18 protein-coding genes and 1 tRNA gene are annotated in these 21,564 nt (G+C 45.8%); 1 reads left to right on the top strand and 18 read right to left on the bottom strand.

The genetic code is table 11. The features are described 5' to 3' along the window. Nucleotides 1-29 precede the first annotated feature (29 nt). From metG to CPZ25_RS20685, 16 genes are all read right to left on the bottom strand, one after another. The gene (gene metG, locus CPZ25_RS12135) at nucleotides 30-2,012 is read right to left on the bottom strand and encodes a methionine--tRNA ligase (protein ID WP_167495296.1); all 1,983 of its coding nucleotides are present in this window, start codon (nucleotides 2,010-2,012) and stop codon (nucleotides 30-32) included. Beyond that, entirely contained in the window at nucleotides 1,969-2,715 is a 747-nt protein-coding gene (gene larB, locus CPZ25_RS12140) for a nickel pincer cofactor biosynthesis protein LarB (RefSeq protein ID WP_096920552.1), read from the bottom strand. Before larB ends, metG begins: the two co-directional genes overlap by 44 nt. Before the next feature lie 79 nt (nucleotides 2,716-2,794). Continuing rightward, the gene (locus tag CPZ25_RS12145; RefSeq protein ID WP_096920553.1) at nucleotides 2,795-4,108 is read right to left on the bottom strand and encodes a sodium-dependent transporter; all 1,314 of its coding nucleotides are present in this window, start codon (nucleotides 4,106-4,108) and stop codon (nucleotides 2,795-2,797) included. A gap of 450 nt (nucleotides 4,109-4,558) precedes the next feature. Beyond that, nucleotides 4,559-5,461, bottom strand: a complete 903-nt coding sequence (locus CPZ25_RS12150; protein WP_096920554.1) for a D-isomer specific 2-hydroxyacid dehydrogenase family protein — start codon at nucleotides 5,459-5,461, stop codon at nucleotides 4,559-4,561. A gap of 35 nt (nucleotides 5,462-5,496) precedes the next feature. Continuing rightward, complete coding sequence (locus tag CPZ25_RS12155) at nucleotides 5,497-6,702, bottom strand: DUF362 domain-containing protein (protein ID WP_096920555.1); 1,206 nt, start codon at nucleotides 6,700-6,702, stop codon at nucleotides 5,497-5,499. Nucleotides 6,703-6,870: 168 nt separating this feature from the next. Beyond that, nucleotides 6,871-7,557 (bottom strand): GntR family transcriptional regulator, encoded by a 687-nt coding sequence (locus tag CPZ25_RS12160; RefSeq protein WP_167495224.1) that lies wholly within the window; start codon nucleotides 7,555-7,557, stop codon nucleotides 6,871-6,873. Nucleotides 7,558-7,728: 171 nt separating this feature from the next. Then, the gene (locus tag CPZ25_RS12165) at nucleotides 7,729-8,568 is read right to left on the bottom strand and encodes an IclR family transcriptional regulator (RefSeq protein WP_096920557.1); all 840 of its coding nucleotides are present in this window, start codon (nucleotides 8,566-8,568) and stop codon (nucleotides 7,729-7,731) included. Between the two features lie 90 nt (nucleotides 8,569-8,658). Next, nucleotides 8,659-10,404: a cobalamin-dependent protein gene (locus CPZ25_RS12170; RefSeq protein WP_096920558.1), complete on the bottom strand. Its 1,746-nt coding sequence runs from the start codon at nucleotides 10,402-10,404 to the stop codon at nucleotides 8,659-8,661. Nucleotides 10,405-10,426: 22 nt separating this feature from the next. Further along, nucleotides 10,427-11,812, bottom strand: coding sequence for a glutamate mutase L (locus CPZ25_RS12175; RefSeq protein ID WP_096920559.1), 1,386 nt, complete (start codon nucleotides 11,810-11,812; stop codon nucleotides 10,427-10,429). 288 nt (nucleotides 11,813-12,100) lie between these two features. After that, complete coding sequence (locus CPZ25_RS12180) at nucleotides 12,101-13,372, bottom strand: Glu/Leu/Phe/Val family dehydrogenase (RefSeq protein WP_096920560.1); 1,272 nt, start codon at nucleotides 13,370-13,372, stop codon at nucleotides 12,101-12,103. Nucleotides 13,373-13,506: 134 nt separating this feature from the next. Then, nucleotides 13,507-14,685 (bottom strand): pyridoxal phosphate-dependent aminotransferase, encoded by a 1,179-nt coding sequence (locus tag CPZ25_RS12185; RefSeq protein WP_096920561.1) that lies wholly within the window; start codon nucleotides 14,683-14,685, stop codon nucleotides 13,507-13,509. A gap of 2 nt (nucleotides 14,686-14,687) precedes the next feature. Then, on the bottom strand, nucleotides 14,688-16,148 hold the full coding sequence (locus CPZ25_RS12190; RefSeq protein WP_096920562.1) for a 4-hydroxyphenylacetate 3-hydroxylase family protein: 1,461 nt from the start codon (nucleotides 16,146-16,148) through the stop codon (nucleotides 14,688-14,690). Between the two features lie 9 nt (nucleotides 16,149-16,157). After that, nucleotides 16,158-17,048 (bottom strand): thiamine pyrophosphate-dependent enzyme, encoded by an 891-nt coding sequence (locus tag CPZ25_RS12195; RefSeq protein ID WP_058693122.1) that lies wholly within the window; start codon nucleotides 17,046-17,048, stop codon nucleotides 16,158-16,160. Next, nucleotides 17,038-18,222, bottom strand: a complete 1,185-nt coding sequence (locus tag CPZ25_RS12200) for a transketolase C-terminal domain-containing protein (RefSeq protein ID WP_096920563.1) — start codon at nucleotides 18,220-18,222, stop codon at nucleotides 17,038-17,040. The genes CPZ25_RS12195 and CPZ25_RS12200 overlap by 11 nt, the downstream gene beginning before the upstream one ends. Continuing rightward, nucleotides 18,219-18,521 (bottom strand): 4Fe-4S binding protein, encoded by a 303-nt coding sequence (locus CPZ25_RS20680; RefSeq protein ID WP_058693120.1) that lies wholly within the window; start codon nucleotides 18,519-18,521, stop codon nucleotides 18,219-18,221. Before CPZ25_RS20680 ends, CPZ25_RS12200 begins: the two co-directional genes overlap by 4 nt. After that, nucleotides 18,522-19,070, bottom strand: coding sequence for a 2-oxoacid:acceptor oxidoreductase family protein (locus CPZ25_RS20685; RefSeq protein WP_038351934.1), 549 nt, complete (start codon nucleotides 19,068-19,070; stop codon nucleotides 18,522-18,524). Nucleotides 19,071-19,396: 326 nt separating this feature from the next. Between CPZ25_RS20685 and CPZ25_RS12210 the strand changes: the two genes are divergently transcribed. Continuing rightward, nucleotides 19,397-19,723, top strand: a complete 327-nt coding sequence (locus CPZ25_RS12210) for a hypothetical protein (protein ID WP_096920564.1) — start codon at nucleotides 19,397-19,399, stop codon at nucleotides 19,721-19,723. A 471-nt stretch (nucleotides 19,724-20,194) separates the two neighbouring features. Here CPZ25_RS12210 and CPZ25_RS12215 read toward each other — a convergent pair whose 3' ends face one another. Both CPZ25_RS12215 and CPZ25_RS12225 read right to left on the bottom strand, forming a co-directional pair. Next, nucleotides 20,195-20,854: an endonuclease III domain-containing protein gene (locus tag CPZ25_RS12215; RefSeq protein WP_096920571.1), complete on the bottom strand. Its 660-nt coding sequence runs from the start codon at nucleotides 20,852-20,854 to the stop codon at nucleotides 20,195-20,197. 569 nt (nucleotides 20,855-21,423) lie between these two features. Continuing rightward, nucleotides 21,424-21,515: transfer RNA gene (locus tag CPZ25_RS12225), tRNA-Ser, on the bottom strand. Nucleotides 21,516-21,564 lie beyond the last annotated feature (49 nt).

Below are 21,564 nucleotides of genomic sequence, written 5' to 3' on the forward strand. Positions count from 1 at the left end.
TTTTAAACAGACAGCAAGTGCCGTTTCCCTTAACACACCTTACTTCCTGCCGGCATTGTGGAATCCTCCACTGTCAGCAGCGAAAGTCTTTTCCCCCCGATAGCGGACAAAATCATTCCATTGGATTCTACGCCGCGCAGCACAATGGGTTTGAGATTAACGCATACCACAACCGTCATTCCAATCAGATCTTCCGGTTTATAATATTCCGCAATTCCTGAAACGATCTGACGTTTCTCACTGCCCAAATCAATTTGAAAAACCAAAAGCTTATCCGCGTCCGGATGCTTCTCACAGGCTAATATCACGCCGATTTTCAATTCTACCTTTGAAAAATCATCGATAGTAATCTTATCGCTGTTTTGTATTTCAGCTTTCTTCTGCTTTTCCTTTTGCGCCGACTTGTTTTTCTTATTCTGCTTTTCTGTCTCCACTCTTGGGAACAGCACATCGCAGTTTTCTATCTTGATGTTCTCTGGATATTGTCCAAACACCTCAAGGCTTTTCCAGGTTCTCAGTGTTTCTGGCACGCTTAAGCTTTCAAGTATTTTTCTGCCTGTTTCTGGCATCACCGGACCTACCATAACGGCCGTAAAACGCAGAGCCTCTGTCAGGTTATACATAACTGCCGCCAGACGACTGTGGTTTTTCGGGGCTTTATACAAAATCCATGGCTCGGTTTCATCAATATATTTATTGGTTCGGCCGACCAATCTCCAAACCGCTTCCAATGCTCTGCTGAAATCCACCTTGTCCATATACCCCGCAAAAACCTCTGGGGTGTCCTGTGCCAGTTTAATCAGCTCAGAATCCAACGCGGCGGCTTCCCGCTGCCCGGGTATTTTTCCATCAAAATATTTCACAGTCATTGCTGCGGTTCTGCTCAGGAGATTTCCAAGGTCATTGGCTAGGTCCGAGTTGATACGGTTTATCAGCAGCTCCTCACTATACACGCCGTCTGCACCGTCCTTCATTTCCCTGAGCAGATAGTAGCGCAGGGCATCCACTCCGTATTTACCGGCCAGCTCTACAGGATTTACGACATTACCGACCGATTTTGACATCTTTCCGCCCTTAAGCAATATCCATCCATGCCCGTAAATCTGGTTGGGCAACGGCAAATCCAGCGCCATCAGCATAATGGGCCAGTAAATGGTATGAAAGCGTATGATGTCTTTTCCTACCAGATGCACATTGGCCGGCCAGTACCGTTCCATCTGGTCAGGCTTATCATTGAGATAGCCCAGGGCTGACAGATAATTCGGCAGCGCATCAATCCAGACATAGACGACATGCTTAGGATCAAAGTCAACCGGAACACCCCAGCTAAAGGAGGTTCGTGAGACACAGAGATCCTGAAGGCCAGGCTTGATAAAATTATTGATCATTTCATTTTTCCGAGACTCTGGTTTGATAAAATCCGGATGGGTTTCAATATGCTCAAGCAGACGGTCTGCATATTTGGACATTTTAAAGAAGTAAGCCTCCTCTGAGGTCATCTCCACTGGCCTGCCGCAATCAGGGCATTTTCCGTCAACGATCTGGCTTTCTGTCCAGAAGGATTCACATGGGGTACAGTACCAGCCCTCATATTTTCCTTTATAGATATCGCCCTGGTCATAGAGCTTTTTAAAAATACGCTGAATGGTTTTCATGTGCTCGGGGTCTGTGGTGCGAATGAGCTGGTCGTTATCAATCTTCATCAGTTTCCAGAGCTCAGCGATACGCGCAGCCTCTTCATCCACAAAAGCCTGGGGAGACATACCCTTTTCCTCGGCCACCTTTTCAATCTTCTGTCCGTGCTCATCAATCCCTGTAATCATGTAAGCATCGTAGCCCTGAAGCGCCTTAAAGCGTTTGATGGTATCTGCCGCCACAGTTGTATAGGTATGTCCGATATGCAGGTCGCTGCTCGGGTAATAGATGGGCGTTGTAACATAATACTTTTCTTTCAATTCTGTCTCCCCTTTATCTGTTAATTTTTGACGCCAGGCAGGCCGCGCCAAATCCATTGTCAATATTCACAACCCCAATGCCGCTGGCACAGGATGTCAGCATTCCCAGCAATGCCGAAACACCGCCAAAGTTCGCACCGTATCCAATACTCGTAGGCACAGCGATGACTGGTTTATCCGTCAGACCGCCAACCACACTTGCCAGGGCGCCTTCCATCCCGGCAATGACAATGACCACACCTGCACGGTTGATCCGTTCTACATTGTCAAGCAGCCGGTGGATACCTGCAACTCCGACATCATAAATCCGATCCACACAATTTCCCATGACCTCTGCACAGACCGCCGCTTCCTCCGCCACCGGAATATCCGAAGTTCCAGCGGATACGACTGTAATACTTTTTTCACTCACCTTAAATGCCTGCCGCTTGACAACTACAACTCTGGCCTCTTTATAATATTCCGTTTCATCAGAAAGCTCCGCGATGGTTTTGTAAACATTCTCGTCGACCCGGGTTGCCATAATATTCCCATCTGTACGCTCAATCATATCCTTGACAATGCCACGGACCTGCTCAAGGGATTTCCCAGGGCTGTACACAACTTCCGGAAAACCATTGCGCAATTCTCTATGATAGTCGACCTTTGCGTATTCCAGATCATGATACGGTATATCCTTTATTTTTTCAAAAGCGCTGTCAATACTGGTTTGACCGCTCTTTACCTCTGTTAATAAATCTTTTAATTTTTCTGCATTCATAGTCTGCCCTCTGTTCTTTTTAGATGAAAGACTGAAAAGGAAAAATCCTTTCCAGTCTGTTACTTGTAAAACAACCTGTTTAGCTGAAGAAGCCAATAAATCCTGTCGCAAGGAAATATATGAATACCGGCACAGTGAGGAACTTGTATAAAACATCTTCCCATGCTCCGTATTTGACAACAGAGGTCGGATTAATCCACTCCTCACGCACACGTTTCGCTTTATAGAACCATGCCAGATAAACAGCAAGGCCGGTGGCGGCGGCAGTATACAGGAATGTCCCGACCAAATAGTCGAAATGTTCTAAGAATTCTGAAATCCAGATACATGGAATCGCGCCAATAATCGCGATAAGTGTCACGATAATAACCGCTGTTCTTCTCTTCATTCCAAAGCTGTCGATTAAAACAGTAACCGGAACCTCCCAGGCAGAAATAGTTGTAGATAAACCAGCGAACAATAATGCGATCAGGAAAAACACCAGCCAGACAGGACCGCCTGCCAGCTGTTCAAAGACCTTTGGCAATACCATGAAAATAAGGCCGCTGCCTGCGTCCGGGTTCATTCCAAAAAGAATAACTGCGGGAATCATTGCAAAACCACTTAAAACACAGATTAACATTTGGGTAATATTAACAGTTACCAGGTCTGTCCCGATATCTGCTTTGTCGGAGCAGTAGCTCCCAAAAGTTATGAGATAGCCCGGCCCGCAGCCTATCGCAAACAGCGCCATACCGGCAGCCTCGACCCAAAGCTTAGGATTTGCCCACTGGGAAAAATCTGGACGAACATAAAATTCAATACCCTGCATAATTCCCGGCAATGTGCAAATACGGATTACCAGAATAACTAAAATTACAAACAATGCCGGTAAAAGAATTTTACACGCTTTTTCAATACCGCCCTTGATCCCCCCCAGGCAGATAACGCCTGTCAGAATATCAAGCCCGGCAACCACCAGAAACACGACGATTTTATTATTTGCGACAACATTGTAAAACCCTTCAGGATCTGCCAGAAACGGCGAGCCCGCAACAGTATAATAAATGTACTGCACAACATTCGCCATAATAACAGGATAATAGAACATTAACAAAAGTGGAATTAATGCGATAAATGTTCCGATAACTTTTCCTTTTTTGCCCGCCAAAGACTCAAGCGCACCGGCAACACCCGATTTTGTATGTCTTCCCAGTCCAACTTCTCCCCAAGCGGCCGGGATTACAATAATAATACTGATCAGAAAAAACGCCAAGACAAATGCGCCACCACCATACTTTGCAGTCAGCATTGGAAAACGCCACATTGCGCCGACGCCAATCGCCATTCCCAAAGTTGACAGAATATAGCCTATCCGAGATCCCCATGCCCCACGGCTTTTTTTATCACTCATTTTATTTCTCCTCTTCTAAATCTCTTTATTCCTTAACGAATGTGCAATTAGGGCAATACTGCCTCCGCCGAGAACGACACCATAAAATATCAACATAATCCAAGTACCAATCGACATTTTTAACCTCCTGATTTTTAAAACACTTTACCAATTACTGTAAAACTAATAGATTTTCACTAATCATGTCGATAAAACTCGATCTTCTTGAGAAATAAAACGAATTTTTAAAATAAGCTTGCTAATTATAAAAACCGTGGTATTATTAGTACAAGAGAGATTAGTGAAAGATAACCCTTAAAGAAAAGCTTTGCTGTGCGTCTATTCCAATAATCAGCAATATGCATTGCTTTACTTTTTTGCTATTCTCTTTTATTTATTATACAAAAGGGCTCTGACCAGCTCTTTTGTATATATTTTGCGTCATACTTGAAAATATTTTTTAGTCTTTCTTTAACAAAGGGGGGCTTCTAAATAAACACGAAGATTTTCCAGCACTTTTTCACTCAGCCGAACTTTAGATAATGTCGATGTTCCTGCCGCCTTATTTGGACAAAACACATTTGGGTACCTGAGCAGCTCTTCTGCTCCAAGCCCGCCTGCCGAATCGCTCAAGGCATAATTTTTCTCATTGCAGAGCCATCTTTTCAAAGCGTTAATATTGTGTGATGGGCCGATTGATGTATTAACAAAAATTTTTCCATCTCCAAAAATTTCAAACTCACGCTCGTTCATTAAAATGACATTTTTATTGAGGCATGTACACAGAACATCTACCTTTTCAAGCAATCCTTCCTTGTTCATCCATATAAAACCTTCCTGCTCTTCAACATCTGGTTTTCTTGTCCGGCTAAAATAATGCACATTTGCACCAAAAAACTTCAAGGCTTTAGCGACCATTGTTCCACTGGTTCCCAGTCCCATAATACCAACGTTTATATTTGTCAGTTCCATCGGCACACTCTTCCACATAGTGCCGCCAAACCCGTGCAGCAATCGGACAAGCTCGCTGATTACATATTCCGGCACACCTTCATCGCCATAATCACGGACCCCTTTAACCACAATTCCTTTTTCCTCTGCCGCAGCGATATCCACATTGGCGTTCTCCGGTGCATACAGGCTGCAGCACATCCCAATATACTTAATATTCGGGCAGGCATTCAGCACCTCACTGTCAATCTGGCTGGTATAGCTCAGAAGCACCGCGTCGGCATCGCCGATCCGTTTGATAATCGCCGCATTATCCTCTGGAATGCTGTAGTAAAACTGTACTTTTTCTGCATACTGCGACAGCCTGTTTTCTGCTTCCGGTGTCAGATTCAACCGTTCAATTGCCACCATTTTTTTGAACATACTTTTTCCCCTTATATAAGCCTCTTAAATTAAAACTAGTTTATTTTTTCTTCATCCGCATCGCTGTATCTCCGGCCAACCTTCACTTCATCGCCGACAATACCCTGTACAACAAAAACATTTCCCGGAGGACACCCCTTTACGGAACGGCCTTTACCCTTGAGCGGATTAGTGCATTTTCCGATTAACACAGTGTTTTCCGGCGTGGATTCCGGCGGCAGTTCTTCTTCTTTTACCGGCCCCACTACCAAGATTTTTCCTTCCAGATACTGGGTTAATTCCTGGCTTTTCAAATCCATCAATGAGCTGATAACGGTATTTCGACAGCCTGTACAGGCTCCTTCAGCAAAAATCAGCTTATATGGCGGCAGGCCTTCAATTTCTACTTCACTCGAGCGTTTGAAACGGTGTTTAACGTCTTCAATGGGTTTTCCTTTGATCTCAATTTTATCGAGATCCATTTCTCCAAGCCCTCTGGCATTCGCCTCAACCGTCAGCATTGGTTCATCCACCTTGTAGCCCATAATAACACTGGCTACCGCGTCACAAGCAACAACATCCTTTGAAGCAACAATGAGATCCATTACAACCGTTTCGCCAAAAATCGGCCCCAGACCCTGCTGACAAAATGTACCGTCAATAACATTAAGGACAGGCTTTACCGTCTGGATAATGTCGATGACACCGTTTATTACGCCAATGGAATGAAACTCCTTTTTCTGTACATCGCCGATCAGCCCTTTAAGATTTTTTAATCCAAGGGTAACTTCTGTCTGGTCATGTGTTTTCATAACAGGCACTGTGATAATGGCGTCGGCCTCTGCCACAACATCCCAGGAGCTCAGCTCACTGATTAGTTTTCCGTCCGGCACAGGGATTTTAACTTTTTTTGCCTGCTTTTTTAAGTCGATAACCAAATAGCCTTCTTCTCGCAGCTGGTCATACCCGCACGCTTTTATGACTTCCTCGGTATCAACGCCCGCTGCGCTGGACTCCGCGATGATCGGCACGCCTCCTTCATCTTTCACCATCTCAGCAATAGCCTTAACAACTTCCCAACGTGTAACGCCGCCGGACAAGCGATCATCTGGCACAGCCACCAAATTGGGTTTAATTAGGACTTTGTACCCAGGCTTTATGATGTCGCTGAGACCGCCGCAATCAGCAATGGCTTTCTGCACAGATGCCTGAATACTTGCATAGTCGTTTCCTTCAGTTTTTTGAATTGATACTACTGACATTCCTTTTACTCCTTTCTACTTTACTGGAACGCTTTTATGCTATTCCACTATATGGAATTATTAATTCCATATTATAGTCAAATTATATCCGGTATCTGTGCAATTGTCAATATGAAATTTATTGTAAAAACCATATTTCAAAATAGGGAACTGTTTTTAAATCCGCAGTTACATGATTCTCTCATTATAAAAATCAACTGCTTCCAACGCCTCTTCAACCCCAGAGGCAAGGTGTTCATTTTTCAATTGGTATAGCGCATCATCATAATGATTCTCCCTGATACCTATGATGATTTTCCTCATACTTTCAATGACCTGTTTTGCATAATCATTATCCCTTTTGCGGTATTTAAAAATCAAAACCATAATTCTCACAAGCTCATCCTGAAGGTTGAGGTAAATCTGATCAATCCTTTTATTGTCTAAAACACTGACCATTGTTCGGTGTACCTCGCTGTCCGCATATTCAAAGGCATAGTAATCATGGTAACTGGCCTTCATACGGACAAATTTTTCTTCAAGCTTAAATGAAAAATCCCAATTCAACTTTTTTTCAAAAATGGTGTCCAGAGCCTTGACCTCCAGAATCTCCCGGATTTCGTAAATCTCCCTTACATCCTTTACTGAAATTCCCTTCACATAAACTTTTTTGCGGAAGCCTGTCTCAATCCATCCCTCATTGGTTAATTTTTGGATCGCGATATGAACCGGCATACGGCTTACTGAAAATTCCTCAGCCAGATTTGCTTCAGTAATGGCAGTCCCTGGTGGATAATCAAGTGTCAGTATCCTTTCCTTGATTTTTGAGTATACTTGCTCCGTTAGTGACTTTTCTTCTTTATATTCTTCTTTCATAATTCCTCCATTTTTTAAATACAACATATATTTTAGTATACTAAAATATATGTTGTATTCATATTATTACTTTCCTGTTTTCTTGTCAAGTTATTTTCGTAATTCAATGCTTTTATACAAATCAAAAAAGCCCTCGTGATATATAATGTTATCACAAGGGCTTTTTAAGCATTAACGGATTGTTGAGGATAGCTTATCTACATCAATATATGTAAATCTCTTTTTCAAATCCAGTGAAATCTGAGATGCTGTAGACTGCATCATACCTATAATATTCTCTTTATTGCTTTCATCCAGTCTTATTTTCGGGATACTCGTGCTGATTGCCGCGACAACGCGGTCATTCGCATCCCATACCGGGGCAGCGATGCAAAAAAGGCCAGGTTGAAACTCCTCATCCTCTGTCGCATAGCCATTCCGCTCGACTTCCTCCAGCATTTCATGAAATTCGTTGATATCCTTATTAAAATTCGGCTGCAGCCTGATCATTCTCTCGACTTTATCCCACGGCTGATATGCCAGCAGGCATCTGCCAAGAGCGGTATTGAGCGCAGGATAGGCTGTACCTACTGTAAAATTGGGACGCAGAATATGCGGGGAGTCCACCTTGGTCAGATAAATGACGCTCTTTCCCTGCAAAATAGCCAAATTGACGGTTTCCTGCGTTTTTTCGACCTGTTCTTCCATATGCGCTTTGGCTACCTCTACCCAGTCACGGCTGTTGGAATAACGGCTGCTGATATTAAAAAACGCAATGCCCAGCTGATATTTTAAAGTATGCGGATTTTGCACCAGATACTGTTTCATAACAAGGGTGTTTACGATTCGCTGCACGGTGCTGGCAGGGATTCCCGTACTCTCGCTGAGCTCTTTGATTCCAAGCTCATCCGCTTTGGAATATTGTTCCAAAATGCTCAGGGTTTTCAGGATCGATTTTGAAAATGAGGTTTCCTTTTCTGCGGATTTCGCTTTTGCCGCTGTATTATTTTCATTTTTAGCCGTATTTCTCACCTCGATTCTTTAATTTAGAATTTCCGATTCTATATTACTAACTATATAACAATTATTCTATTTTTTCAATTCTTTTTTTATGTCTGCAATTTACAAAAAAGCCCGAATCGTATCGACCAGTCCTTCAGCGTTATTATCGCAGGACACGCCGAGAGCGCGCAGATCATCGCTGACGTCCACAGCCAGATCGCTGCCATCTTTATTTTCATTGAGAAGCCCACCCATGATCAGGTGCGCGTCCATGCCGCTCTTTTCAAGTCCTTCCAGCATTTCTCTTGCAAAGCTGAGCGCGATGCCGTTAAAACTGCTCATTACAACAAAACGGCTTTCACTTTCAATCATCGTATCCAGGATATCCTGCACCGGGACACTTTTACCCAGGTCAAACACATTTGCGCCGGCCTGAAGCAGAATACTTTTTACAATTTCTTTTCCGAACTCATGTCCGTCTGTTGAGCCGATAATCACGTTAACATCCTGGAGAGCGCCTTCCAGATTCTGGATCTGCTCGCTGATCTCACGCTGGCGTTCATTGATGGTCATGACGATGTTGGTCGGGCGCACCGGGACGCGGCCGCGCATTGCCAGCTTATCTGCTTTTCCAACGCCAAAAACTTCTTCGAGCTGCTCTGAACCAATGGATTTTAAAGCTCCCAGGATCTCTCCTGCATGGGTAATATCCACATCCAGATCATCAAGTCCATTCATAATCCGCTCAAAAAAGATTCTGCCGCACGCCACCAGCAGGTCCTTCTCGGCGTTTATCTCTGTCCAGTTGATATACGGCGAGTAATAGCGTCCTTTTTCAATCATCATGTCCACCGTCATATGCGCCTGCACAATCTCTTCGATCGACGGAACACGAGCCGCCTCTGTCACAGGAATCGGCGTTACTGCGTGGCCGGTCGGACACTTTGACTGTCCCATGCTGTCTGCCATGACAAAGGAGGACAAAGCGCCAAAGTTGCGGTCATAGTCAAAGCCAAAGTCAATGGTATTGCCATAGATCATGGACCCTGGAGTCTTGTAGGTATTGATTTCCCACATCGCCTGATTAAAGGTCATCCGTAATACAGGATCACTGAAAAGGTTGCCGAAGCAATGGCACATTCGGCCGCCCAGCAATTCCTCTACGATATATCTTTCCATGATGCACCAGCCCACAAGGTTGGCCAGGTCATGGAACTGAGAACCAAAGCCATCGTCAACATTTGAATGGATAATGGTTCCCTGGTCTTTAAATTTTCCCATCAAAACAATGGCTTTAAGCATATCAATGACACGCTGTTCCTCAATATCTACCCCGGGATACTCATAGGTATAGTAGTGCGAAACGTTTCCAATTGTTGTTACACCGGCTGCCAGTGCGTAACGTGTGTTTTCAAAGGAATTGCACGAGGCAATCATATGATCGCCCAGATGGGGCTGAACAGGAACAATCTGGCCAAGCTTCTGCCATTCATCAGGGTCTTTGAACGTCAGCCCTGTCCCTATGGGCAGCTTATCACGGTATTCTGCCGGCACACCCATAACCCAGTCCAGACAAAATCCAAAACGATCGACATAGCTGCCGCGCTTCTGAAGAGTATTGTAAACTTCTTCCACGCCTTTTGCGGTGGCGTCCCATGAGTTCCAGCCAATGTGGCTGTGCTTCATGATATGGCCCTCTTCCGCCATCTTACGCTTATACTCAGCTTCAGACGCTACCCCTTTTTCTTCCATGAACAAGGTTTTCCCAATGACGGTATCTGCGGCCACTTTGCCCACTTCGTCCAAAATACTCTTCATGTCCGGCAAATTCTTATATTCAAATCGTTTTTTCATTTTAATTTCCATGGTTAGTGTCTCCTTGATCCTCTTATTTTTTTATAATACTGTTCATTCCAACAGCAAACGCCAAATTTTTATCAACATAGCTCAGCAGACCCACTGCATATAGAATATAATCCCGGTCCACCACAAAATTACCTGTCGAAGGAAGCAGCGCGTCCTTCTCTCCCTTTTCCCTCCTGAGAACATGCTTCAGGATAGCCTCAGGATTTTCACTGTTAATAATCGGACCGCCTGTGCCGATAATGGTCCGCACATGCGTTAAATTTTTTCCATGCTGCATCCTGCGGCAGTAATTGCTGCTTTTATGCTCAATGACACCCGCGTGCCGTCTGGCCGCCAGGTATGCAGCGCTCTCAGCAATGATCTGGTCAATGCGTTTTTCAAGGGAAGTGTCCGGCAGAAATTTAGTATTGTTCACTCTGTTCGATATGGACTTTTCAAGCAACTCCCCCGATACTCCTATTTCATTTGCGAAAAATTCCATTCCCAGCTCACGCACCAGCACATCGGACGACTCGCGCATTCCCAGGTCGCCCTCAACGGTCCTTCTGGCATAAGGCTCGTCTGCGCCTACAAGCCTTGCCCCCTCATAGGAGGTGTGCTCCGCGTAGGAATGTATGTCCGTTGTCGCGCCTCCGATATCCACAAGCATTAACTCGCCAAGGCCGTCATGCCCCGTGGTCCCCTGAGACATCAGAAGGCCCGCGTCCAAAACCGCTGCCGGTGTCGGAACAATGGGGCCGTCAACCAGCTTGATAATATCGCCGAGTCCCTTCATATCCACAATACGGTTCATAAACAGATGGCGGATAATCTCTTCGGCCACATCAATATCCAAAACCCCGACCTGAGGAATAATATTGGGCGCCTGAAAACATTCCTTTTTATTTTGCAGCAGCTTCGCGCGAATCTCCTGCGCAATCTGGCTGTTCCCGCCATAAATAACCGGACAGCTGATCTGGCTCTGGGCGATCATCTCTGCGTTGTGCCTGATAATCGTCTGATTACCATTTTCATAGCCGCCGCACAGCAGAATCATCTCGGCTGGCAGCGCCTCTATTTTTTCAATCTCTTCGCGCGTCAATGCGCCGCTTGATACGTGGATGATTTTAGCCCCTGCGCCAAAGGCCGCATTTCTTCCCGCAGAAATGCTCAGGTTATAGGTTAAGCCAACCACCGCGATCCGAAGGCCGCCCGCTGCGCTGCTGGAAGCGTACTTCTCAGCGCCGCGGACCGCGCTTTCACCAATGGCTTTTCGGATATCCGAAAGACACGCTTCCATGGCAATCCGCGCGTCCTCTCTCACAGTTGACGGATGGCGGGTGGTAAAGACCACTGTCTTCTCCTCCTTACAGATCACTGCCGCCTTCGTAAAGGTACTTCCAAAATCGAATAAAATACTATACTCCATGCTGCTCCCCCTTATGTCTGATAATCTAATTTTACAGATATAATCCTCAAAGTCAAATTTTAAAAAAATAACTCTTTTATCATTCTTTGCCCATAAGCACGTAGGAATAAGGAAGCAGGCATTTTCTGATAAAAGAGTTATTAGCAATATATTAAACTTTGCAACATTCTGCACTTCTTATCGGCGCATCATGTCTGTGATTTCGAAGCGTGTTCGATATGGTTATTTTAAGCAGGAGGTGTCTTCTCCGATAAGATTGTTACAAAGTTGCTGCCCAATAATCTTATATCATGGGAAGATACCGCGGATTCTTGTCGCCATGCTCAGGCGCTTAAGCCCAAGAATATAAGCGGCCACACGGAATGTCACGCCATCGGTATCATGGATATTCTGAACATCACCAAAGCTGTCAATCATTATTTTGCGCAGTGTGCTGTTGACATTGTCTTCATCCCAGGTCAGATTCTGAGTGTTCTGAACCCATTCAAAGTAAGATACGACAACGCCACCGGCGTTTGCGAGAATATCCGGGATAACGGCTATATTTCTCTTTGTAAGAATTTCATCGGCTTCTACACTTGTCGGGCCGTTAGCGCCCTCAACGATTAATTTTGCCTGAATACGGTCTGCGTTATCCGCGGTAATCTGGTTTTCAAGCGCGCAGGGAATCAGCACATCACAGTCGCAGCACAACAGGCCGTCGTTATCAATTTTTTCGACGCCCTCAGCGCTGTACCCTTCCAGAGAGTGGGTGCTGCTGTTTGCGATATAGGCTTCGAGGTCACGGATATCCAGTCCGTCTGCCTTATAGTATCCGCCAGAGACATCGCTGACACCAACGATCTTATAGCCGGCTTCGGACAGCAGGCGCGCAGTGGTGCCGCCAACATTCCCCATACCCTGTACGGCAATGTGCAGAGATGGCGAGTCGATGCCCAGGTATTTAAAGGCTTCCATGGCCACAATGCTGACGCCGCGGCCGGTTGCTTCATTTCTTCCAAGGGACCCGCCGATATCAATGGGCTTTCCTGTGACCACGCCAGGAACAGAATAGCCTTTGAACATACTGTAGGTATCCATGATCCAGCCCATTACCTCTGCGTTTGTGTTCACATCCGGCGCGGGAATATCGCGTTCTGGCCCGATAAGCGGTAAGATTGCCGCGGTATAGCGTCTTGTCAGGCGTTCCATTTCTCCTCTGGATAATTCCGAAGGATCGACCTCAACCCCACCCTTGGCGCCGCCGTATGGAATGTTGACAACCGCGCATTTAAAGGTCATCCACGCTGCCAGGGCCTTTACCTCGTCGATATTGACATTGGGATGAAAGCGGATACCGCCCTTGCTTGGGCCGCGGCCGCTGGAATGCTGCACACGGTAGCCCTTGAACACGCGAATGGAGCCATCGTCCATATGTACGGGAACCGCTACCTGCAGTTCTCTTTCAGGATAAGTGATTGTGATGTATTCATTTTTGTCTAAACCCAGCTTACCTGCGGCTGTGTCTACAACTTCCAAAAAGTTATCATAAGGATTGTATTCTGATTTTTGATTGTTCAATTTCTTACTCCATATTAATCATAAATTTTAAAGGTTTGGTATTTTGGTAGAGAGATTAATGGTATTTTTACATTTTTATTTTTTGCTTATTTATTTCAAGAGGGGGATAGAGGATTGTTTATCTTTAAAATAAATTAATAGTTTTTCTTAACGTATGCGTCAATTCGCTGAAGGGCTTCCTTCAGATTTTCGTCTGAATTCGCAAAGACAAAGCGCATATAGCCTTCACCCATGCTGCCGAAAGCAGAACCCGGCACGGTGATGACCTTCGCCTCGCGGACCAGGTCTTCAGCAAAGGCCTGTGATGTTTTTCCAAAGGCTTTAATGTTGGCAAATGCGTAGAAGCTGCCTGGAGATTTTTTTACACTAAATCCTGGAATCGCGTTGAGGCCGTCAATTAAAATCTCACGGCGTCTGGTGTAGTCTGCAATCATCTGCTGCACTGCGGTTTGGGGACCCTTCAGCGCTTCGATGGCAGCCACCTGTGTAAAGGTGGACACGCAGGACACCATGCCTTCCTGTATCTGGGCCATTCTTTTTGTCAGCGCGCTGTCTGCCAGCAGATAGCCAATACGCCATCCTGTCATGGCATAGGCTTTTGAAAAACTGTTCATGACCATAACCTGGTCTGTCAGTTCTGGTATCTGCGCCATACTAAAGTGCTTGTGCCCGTCGTAAATGATTTTGTCATAGACTTCATCTGAGAAAACATACAGATTGTATTTTTCAACAACCCTGGCGATTGCTCTCACATCCTCTTCTTCCAGTATGGAACCAAGAGGGTTGCTCGGGGAATTGAGAATAATCGCCTTGGTTTTGGGGGTTATGGCCTTTTCAATATCCTCTGCCTGAATTTTATAGTCATTTTCTTCATAGACAGGAACCGTTACCGGTTTTGCCTTGGTGATCATAATCTGGCCCAGATAGTTGGGGAAACACGGGTCCGGCACAAGCACTTCGTCTCCCGGGTTAACGATGGTTAAAAGGCCCAGGGTCAGCGCCTCTAAAGCGCCGACTGTAATAATGACATTATCTGCCTGATAACCGCAGTTGTAATGGGCATAGCTTTCGGCTACAGCCTCACGCAGCGCTGGCATTCCCGCATTTGGGTTGTAGTGGGTAAATCCATCGTCGATGGCTTTCTTTGCCGCGTCCTTTACATTCTGCGGCGTATCAAAATTCGGCTCACCAACGGTTAAATTCACAATTTCCTTTGGGTCATACTGTGCTGCTATCTCAAACATTTTCCGGATTCCCGAAGCCGGGTATTCATTCGCTACCTGCGAAAAATAAGTATTGATCTCGTTGCTCATCTTTATTCTTCCTCACTTTTATCAGAGTGGATTCCTGCCAGGTGCGCTGCGAACTCCTTCTTTTTCTCCAGATTGGAAAGCTTGGAGTACATGACCTTCTGAGCCTGGGGTGACCCCGCGCCATGCATGCTTTCCACCAGTGCCGTACCGCCGGTCATATTTTCGATCAGGCGGCCGATGCGCATCCGGTCCTCGGTCGGCACATCCGCCACGCCTTTCAGGTATTTATCCACATATTTGCCGATTTCCGGATTCCGCAAATCAGATTCCGATGGCATTGTAGCAATTATACCACCGCCAATATCCTGTGCCAAACGGTCGATGTCGTAAATCAATTGTGTCACATTGTGTTTACCGACATTGGCCAGCAGCGGGTCTACAAAATAGGCTCCGGATTCCGTGGGCTTTCCTTCGCAGGAGCACGCAAGGGAGCAGGCATAGAGGGTTTCGGTCAGGTGAATCATCTCGTTGATCTTTTCCTTAACATGGCCCGCCTTTCCATAGCCGCTGTAGTCTGCCATAAGCGCAGCCGCGCCGACCACAACATCGGAAACACCGCCCTTACAGCCGCCGTAATTCTGTCTGTGGTAGCAGGCAAAACGTTCGACCAAAAGCCCAGAATAAGGTGTTTCGCCGCACATGAACACACGCTCCCACGGGACAAAAACATCATTGAGAACCGTCAGGCATTCGCCGCCGACAATACCGAATTTTGCGTTGCCCTGGTCAATCTCACCTTCCATTTTCCGGTCATCATTTGTCTGACGGCCAAAGATATGGATCACTCCCGGAGCGTCTACCGGCAGCGCGCAGCAGACAGCATAGTCTGCGTCGTCTTCCCTCATTCCCATGGTGGGCATAATCAGCATCTCATGAGAATTGACCATCCCGGTCATATGCGCCTTCGCGCCCCGGATGACAATGCCATCTTCGTTTTTCTCCACAACATGGACAAACAAGTCTGGGTCTGCCTGCTGGCTTGGGCGCAGGCTGCGGTCACCCTTTGGATCTGTCATGGCTCCGGCAATCATCAGGTCATTTTCCTGCACATACAACAGAAACCTTTTAAAGCGTTCATGGTATTCTGTCCCCAGCGCCTTATCCATATCATAGGTAACGGAATAGGTCGCGTTCATGGCGTCAAAGCCCACACAGCGCTGGTAGCAGGTGCCAGTTTTCTGGGAGATCATACGGAGCATCTTAACTTTTTTTACCAGATCGCTGGCGCTTTGATGGATATGCGTAAACCGGTTGATCTTCTTTCCCGTCAAATGGGAAGTGGTGGTCATCAGGTCTTCATATTTCTCACTGCCTGCCAAAGCGTAGGTCATGGAAGCTGCATTGACATGGCCTTTAATAAATGGATGGTCGATGACCTTATCGCTGTCGATGAGCTCTCCCTTTATATAAACTTTGATATCCCGATCGCGCAGGCTGTCAATATATTCGCGTGCTGTTTTCATCTTTTTCTCCTATTTCACCCAATCTCTGCGTATTTTTTCCCATGTCTCATCTCTGCCCTCGGTGATAAGCGCAATATCATTTTCATCAAGATGTGAAAAACGACCCTGCTTTGAGAGATAATTCGAAACATCGGCAAACTCTTTAGGATTGCGGTTCAGGGTAAATTCCTTGTTTTCGTACTCTGCCAAATACCACAGGCCGTTATCGACGGCCTCTTTCGCCAGCTCAATTGAAATATCTGTGGGTGTCTGCCAGCCTGTCGGGCAGGGAGCCAGTACATGGATAAAGGATGGCCCGTCACAGTTCTTGGCTTTTTCCAGCTTTCTCAAATAATCTTCCGGATAGCCCACACTGGCGGTAGCTGCGTATGGGATTTCATGGGCTGCAATGATCTCAAAGATTTTTTTCTTTGGCCGAGCTGCGCCGTGAATATTTTTCCCTGCCGGTGTGTTTGTGGTCTTCGCTCCATAAGGTGTCAGGCCGCTTTTCTGGATTCCTGTGTTCATATAAGCTTCATTGTCATAGCAGATAAAAATTTCCTTATCGTTGCGGTCAATGGCGCCTGACAGAGCCTGGAGTCCAATATCGGAGGTGCCGCCGTCTCCGGCAAAGCCGACGACATGGTAGTCTTCAAGCCCCAGGGCCTTGGCGCCCGCCAAAACGCCCGACATCACTGCCGCAGTTGCGGCAAAGGGAGGAATAATCCCGTTGACAAACAGTGGCATATGCGGATATACAAAAGCAACCGTTGACATACAGTTTGGCGGGATAACCGCAATGCTGCGTTTTCCCAGCACCTTGAGTGCCAAACGAATCGCAAGCGCGCCGCCGCAGCCACCGCAGGCCTTATGACCATAGAACAGTTCTTCATTTGGGATTGTTTTTGCATTAAGCACCATAATCAATGTCCCTCCTTACATTAATAAATTCAACAGGCTTTTCCGTATTGCCTTCCAGCAGCGCGTCAAAAATACTACTGATATCTTCCTTTGAGATACTGCGGCCGCCTAAGCCACCAACGTAATTATAGGTCGGCACATCCACGCCCTGCTGTTTGAGGGCAGAATTGAAGTCAGAGTAGACTGCACCTTCAAATCCAAAGCTGATGTCGCGTTCCATGACACCGACTGCTTTGGCGTTTTTAACGACCGCCGCTACCTTTTCCGTCGGGAACGGGCGTACACAGCGAAGCTTCAGCAGGCCAACCTTTTTACCTTCTGCGCGGTAGGCATCCACAACCACGCGGGCTGTTCCTGTCACGCTGCCGATTGTCACCAGAATCACTTCGGCATCCTCACACCGATACGCTTCTACCATACCGCCGTAGGTGCGGCCGAACAATCTACCGAATTCCTCATCACTTTCACCAATCACCTTCTCAGCCTTCAGCATTGCGATCTGCTGCTGATAACGGAATTCTGTGTTATAGGTCGGTCCCGCGGTAATGCAGGTGCTCACCGGTTCTTCCAGGTTAAGCTTGTTGATGTAATCCTGGTATGGGATATAGGCGTCTACCATCTCCTGATCCGTCAGGTCAAGCGGCTCGTAAGTATGGGTTAAAACAAAACCGTCCAGATTCACCATGACTGGTGTCATAACCTCAGGATCCTCAGCAATTTTAAAAGCCTGAATGGTGGTGTCAAAGGCTTCTTGAACGTTTTCAACATACAGTTGAATCCATCCTGATTCCAACTGAGATAAAGAGTCTCTCTGATCGCCGTAAATATTCCAGGGCGCTGCCAGTGAACGGTTTGCGTTCATCATGACAATCGGGAAACGGGAGCCGCTGGCATAGTGCAGACCTTCTACCATGTACAAAAGCCCTTGGCTTGATGTCGCGGTAAAAGACCGGGCGCCCATGGCAGCGGAGCCGATAACCGCCGACATGGCACTGTGCTCAGATTCCACATACATGTACTGGCTGTCAAGACTGCCATCCTCCACATAATTAGCCAGGCGTTCTACTACAATTGTCTGAGGTGTAATGGGGTAAGCGGCAATCACGTGCGGTTTTGCCTGTCTAACCGCCAATGCGACAGCCTCATCGCCGGATACAAATAATTTTTCGCTCATGCATCTGCCTCCTTAATCATCGTAATGGCTTCAACTTTACATGCCTTTGCGCAAACGCCGCAGCCCTTACAGTAATCATAATCTATTTCAAGGATATCTCCTGATTTATCAATGGTTCCATCGGGACACACCAAAAAACAGCGAAGGCAGTTCACACATTTTTCCGCGTCAATAACTGGCCGGAAGGTCCGCATCCCTGAACTTACATCAATCAGATGGCCTGAACGTGTCGACGGCCCCATGGGCAGCTGCTCGATCATGCCCGCCGGCTGTGGCGGCGATAATTTAGGTCGGTTCATTTAGAGTGCCTCCTTTACAGTATTATAGGTTTCTTCCAAAAGCGTTTTATTCTTTGCCCGCACTTTTTCAGGGAGCTGCGTATCAATCGCCTTATAGATGGAGTCAAGGCTTGTCAACTCTGTGGCCGCTGTCAGCGCGCCCAATAAAGGGACATTTGTGATGGGCCGTCCAAGGATTTTCAGCGCAAGGCCTGTCGCATCGACGGTTATAACCTTGCAGTCCTCACAGTCGCTGAAATCAAATGCCTCTGCCGGTTTCATTGTATTGATAATCACCTTTGCCCCAGGCTTTAACCCCGCCTTAACCGGCGCGCCTAAAAGCGTCTCATCCAACACAATAGCACAATCACAATCGACAACATCGCTTCTATCCTTGATTGGCTCATCATCAATTCGTGTAAAAGCTAATACCGGAGCCCCCCTGCGTTCTGGGCCGAACGATGGAAAAGCCAACGCCGATTTATCGTCGCACACAACGGCATCTCCCAAGAGCCGGGCTGCTGTGAAGGCACCTTGTCCCCCACGACCATGCCAACGAATTTCAATCATTTAATACTTCCTCCTGTATTCCATAATACGGAATCATTGATTCCATATTTGTATTATAGTTCCATAATCAAGTTTTGTCAATTCCATTTTCTAAAAAAATAATAAAAATTAAGATGCTTCATTGAAAGGGATTTTTGACCCAAAAATACGTTTAACAAATGAACTCATTTCATTAATTCCATAATATAGAATCTATATTTTTATATTATAGAATTTTGATCAATTTTAAATATTATACAATATTTTAAAGTCATAATATTGTATTTTAATTGATTTACTTGCTATATTTATTCTGTTATAATAAGAAAAAATCGCCGGAGGAGCGTATGGACAAAAAATTCAATCTGATTGCAGCCATCTTCATTATCTTGTTTTTTTCGATGATTTTGATTGTTACCTCAATGATGAAAATACAGCCTGGCAGTTGGTTGCCAGAAGGCGATTCCATCTGCTGCATTACCCTTTACCCGGACGAAACCTTTGAATCCAACATTTATGGAAATGGAACCTATACGGTTCAGAAAACCAAGGTCATACTCCACAGCAACACTGACATCACCCTGACCATCATCCGAAAGCCCCTAAAGCTCGCCCTCTATGACGGACAATCTCAAAATTATTTTTACCATACAAATACAGACTTCAAAAAATAAAAAAAGCCCTGGAAAACATTCCAGGGCTCGCTTAATAAAGCAAAGCATTATTACCAGTCAAATTGTAATTTCATACTTTTTCTGCCGTTACCATCATGTTATCAAACTCTAAACGGGCCCTTTTCCAGAATTTGTTCGACAGCTCCGGCTCTTGTGCTCCCCTTTTGAAGTTTTGAGCTGTTTTCAGGCGCGCGCTTTCCCAAAAACGGATACTTATGTTTTAAACTCAAGAGTGGATCACATTGTGCCAGCTTTATCGCACTGGCTAATCTCTAAATCACTGTAAACTACACACTCAGCAAAGTGCCTTTTCCAACTTTTCTTTCCATTCACTTTAACGCATTCAGCTAAAACAGCGTATTCGTTTTTGGCGGCTGGCTTAAAGTTCATCTTCAGCGGCAATGCCTGGCTGCTTTATTCTTCATTGATTTAACTTAATCATACGCCATCTGCCTCCTGCCTGCAAGCCCATTAAGAGAGCAGTTTTCTATAAACCCCACTTTTTTCACAGATGTCCGCCAGACAGCAGCGTTCACAGTGCGGCTTCGTCCTGGCCGTACAAATTTCCCGCCCGTGGAGGACCAGGCGGTGGCAAAAGCTGTTGCCCTCTTCCGGCGGGATGAGCTTCCACAACGCGATCTCCACTTTTTTGGGGTCTTTGATATTTTCCACCAGCCCCATCCGGTTAACTAGACGAATGCAGTGCGTGTCGGTGACGATGGCCGGCTTGCCAAATACATCTCCCACGATCAGATTCGCACTTTTCCTTCCTACGCCGGGTAGCTCCAGGAGCGCGTCAAAATCATCTGGCACGATCCCATTGTATTGATCCCGGAGGATTTTCATACAGGCGCTGATATCTCTGGCTTTGCTTTTACCAAGACCGCAGGGCCGCACAATGGCCTCGATTTCCTCAGGCTCTGCCTGAGCCAGGGCCGCTACATCCGGAAATTTTGCATAGAGCTCCTTAACCACCACGTTGACGCGGGCATCCGTGCATTGAGCCGCCAGCCGCACGCTCACCAAAAGCCGCCAGGCTTCTTTCTGGTCATACTCCAAACTGCACTCCGCATCAGGGTATTCTTTTTTGAGCCGGTCGATTATTTCTAAAGCCCGTTTTTCTTTTGTCATATAAAGCCCCTTTCTTTTTATGCCTTGCTTAAAACTTATAGATTTTTTCATAAGGCACTCATATTATAATGAATTGGTCTGTTCTTCCTTTGATTATATCAATATTTTGATAAATCACAAGACACAGACCTTCGCAAATCAAAAAAATTTAGCTTTTATATAAAAAAAGAGGCCGTAGTTCCACAGCCTCTTACACGTTGTTTCCTTCCCCTCTACTCCACCGGATCGTGGCTTAAAAGAAACAATGTCGTGATTTCCTCTGCATATCTTCCCTTCTCCCTCGGGCACCGTTCAGTAATTCCAAAACCTCGGAATATCTCGTTCCCAATCACCAAAATTAAGTACAGCGATTGAATAAAAAAGGAAAATAGCATATAATTAACTTTGCGTTACTCCTCTTTTTCTTTTCAGGCTAATAGTTTTTTTCGTGCGTTATTTTTTCTTTTAGCGTAGTTTTTCGTTCTTCAAAAAAATTAACCCTTATAAAAATAAATTTTAGTGTAAAGTTCCCATTTTGAGCATAAAAAAACTGGGTTTCAGAATCTCTGAAATCCAGTATTTATGCAGTCTGGCGGAGAAGGAGGGATTTGAACCCTCGCACCGCGTTAGCGGCCTATACCCTTAGCAGGGGCACCTCTTATAGCCACTTGAGTACTTCTCCACATTTAATTAATGTCAGCTAAAAAAGACTACGTTTTTTCACTGACCTA

Origin of the sequence: Eubacterium maltosivorans (genome assembly GCF_002441855.2) — a bacterium.
GTDB classification, from domain to species: Bacteria; Bacillota; Clostridia; order Eubacteriales; family Eubacteriaceae; genus Eubacterium; species Eubacterium maltosivorans.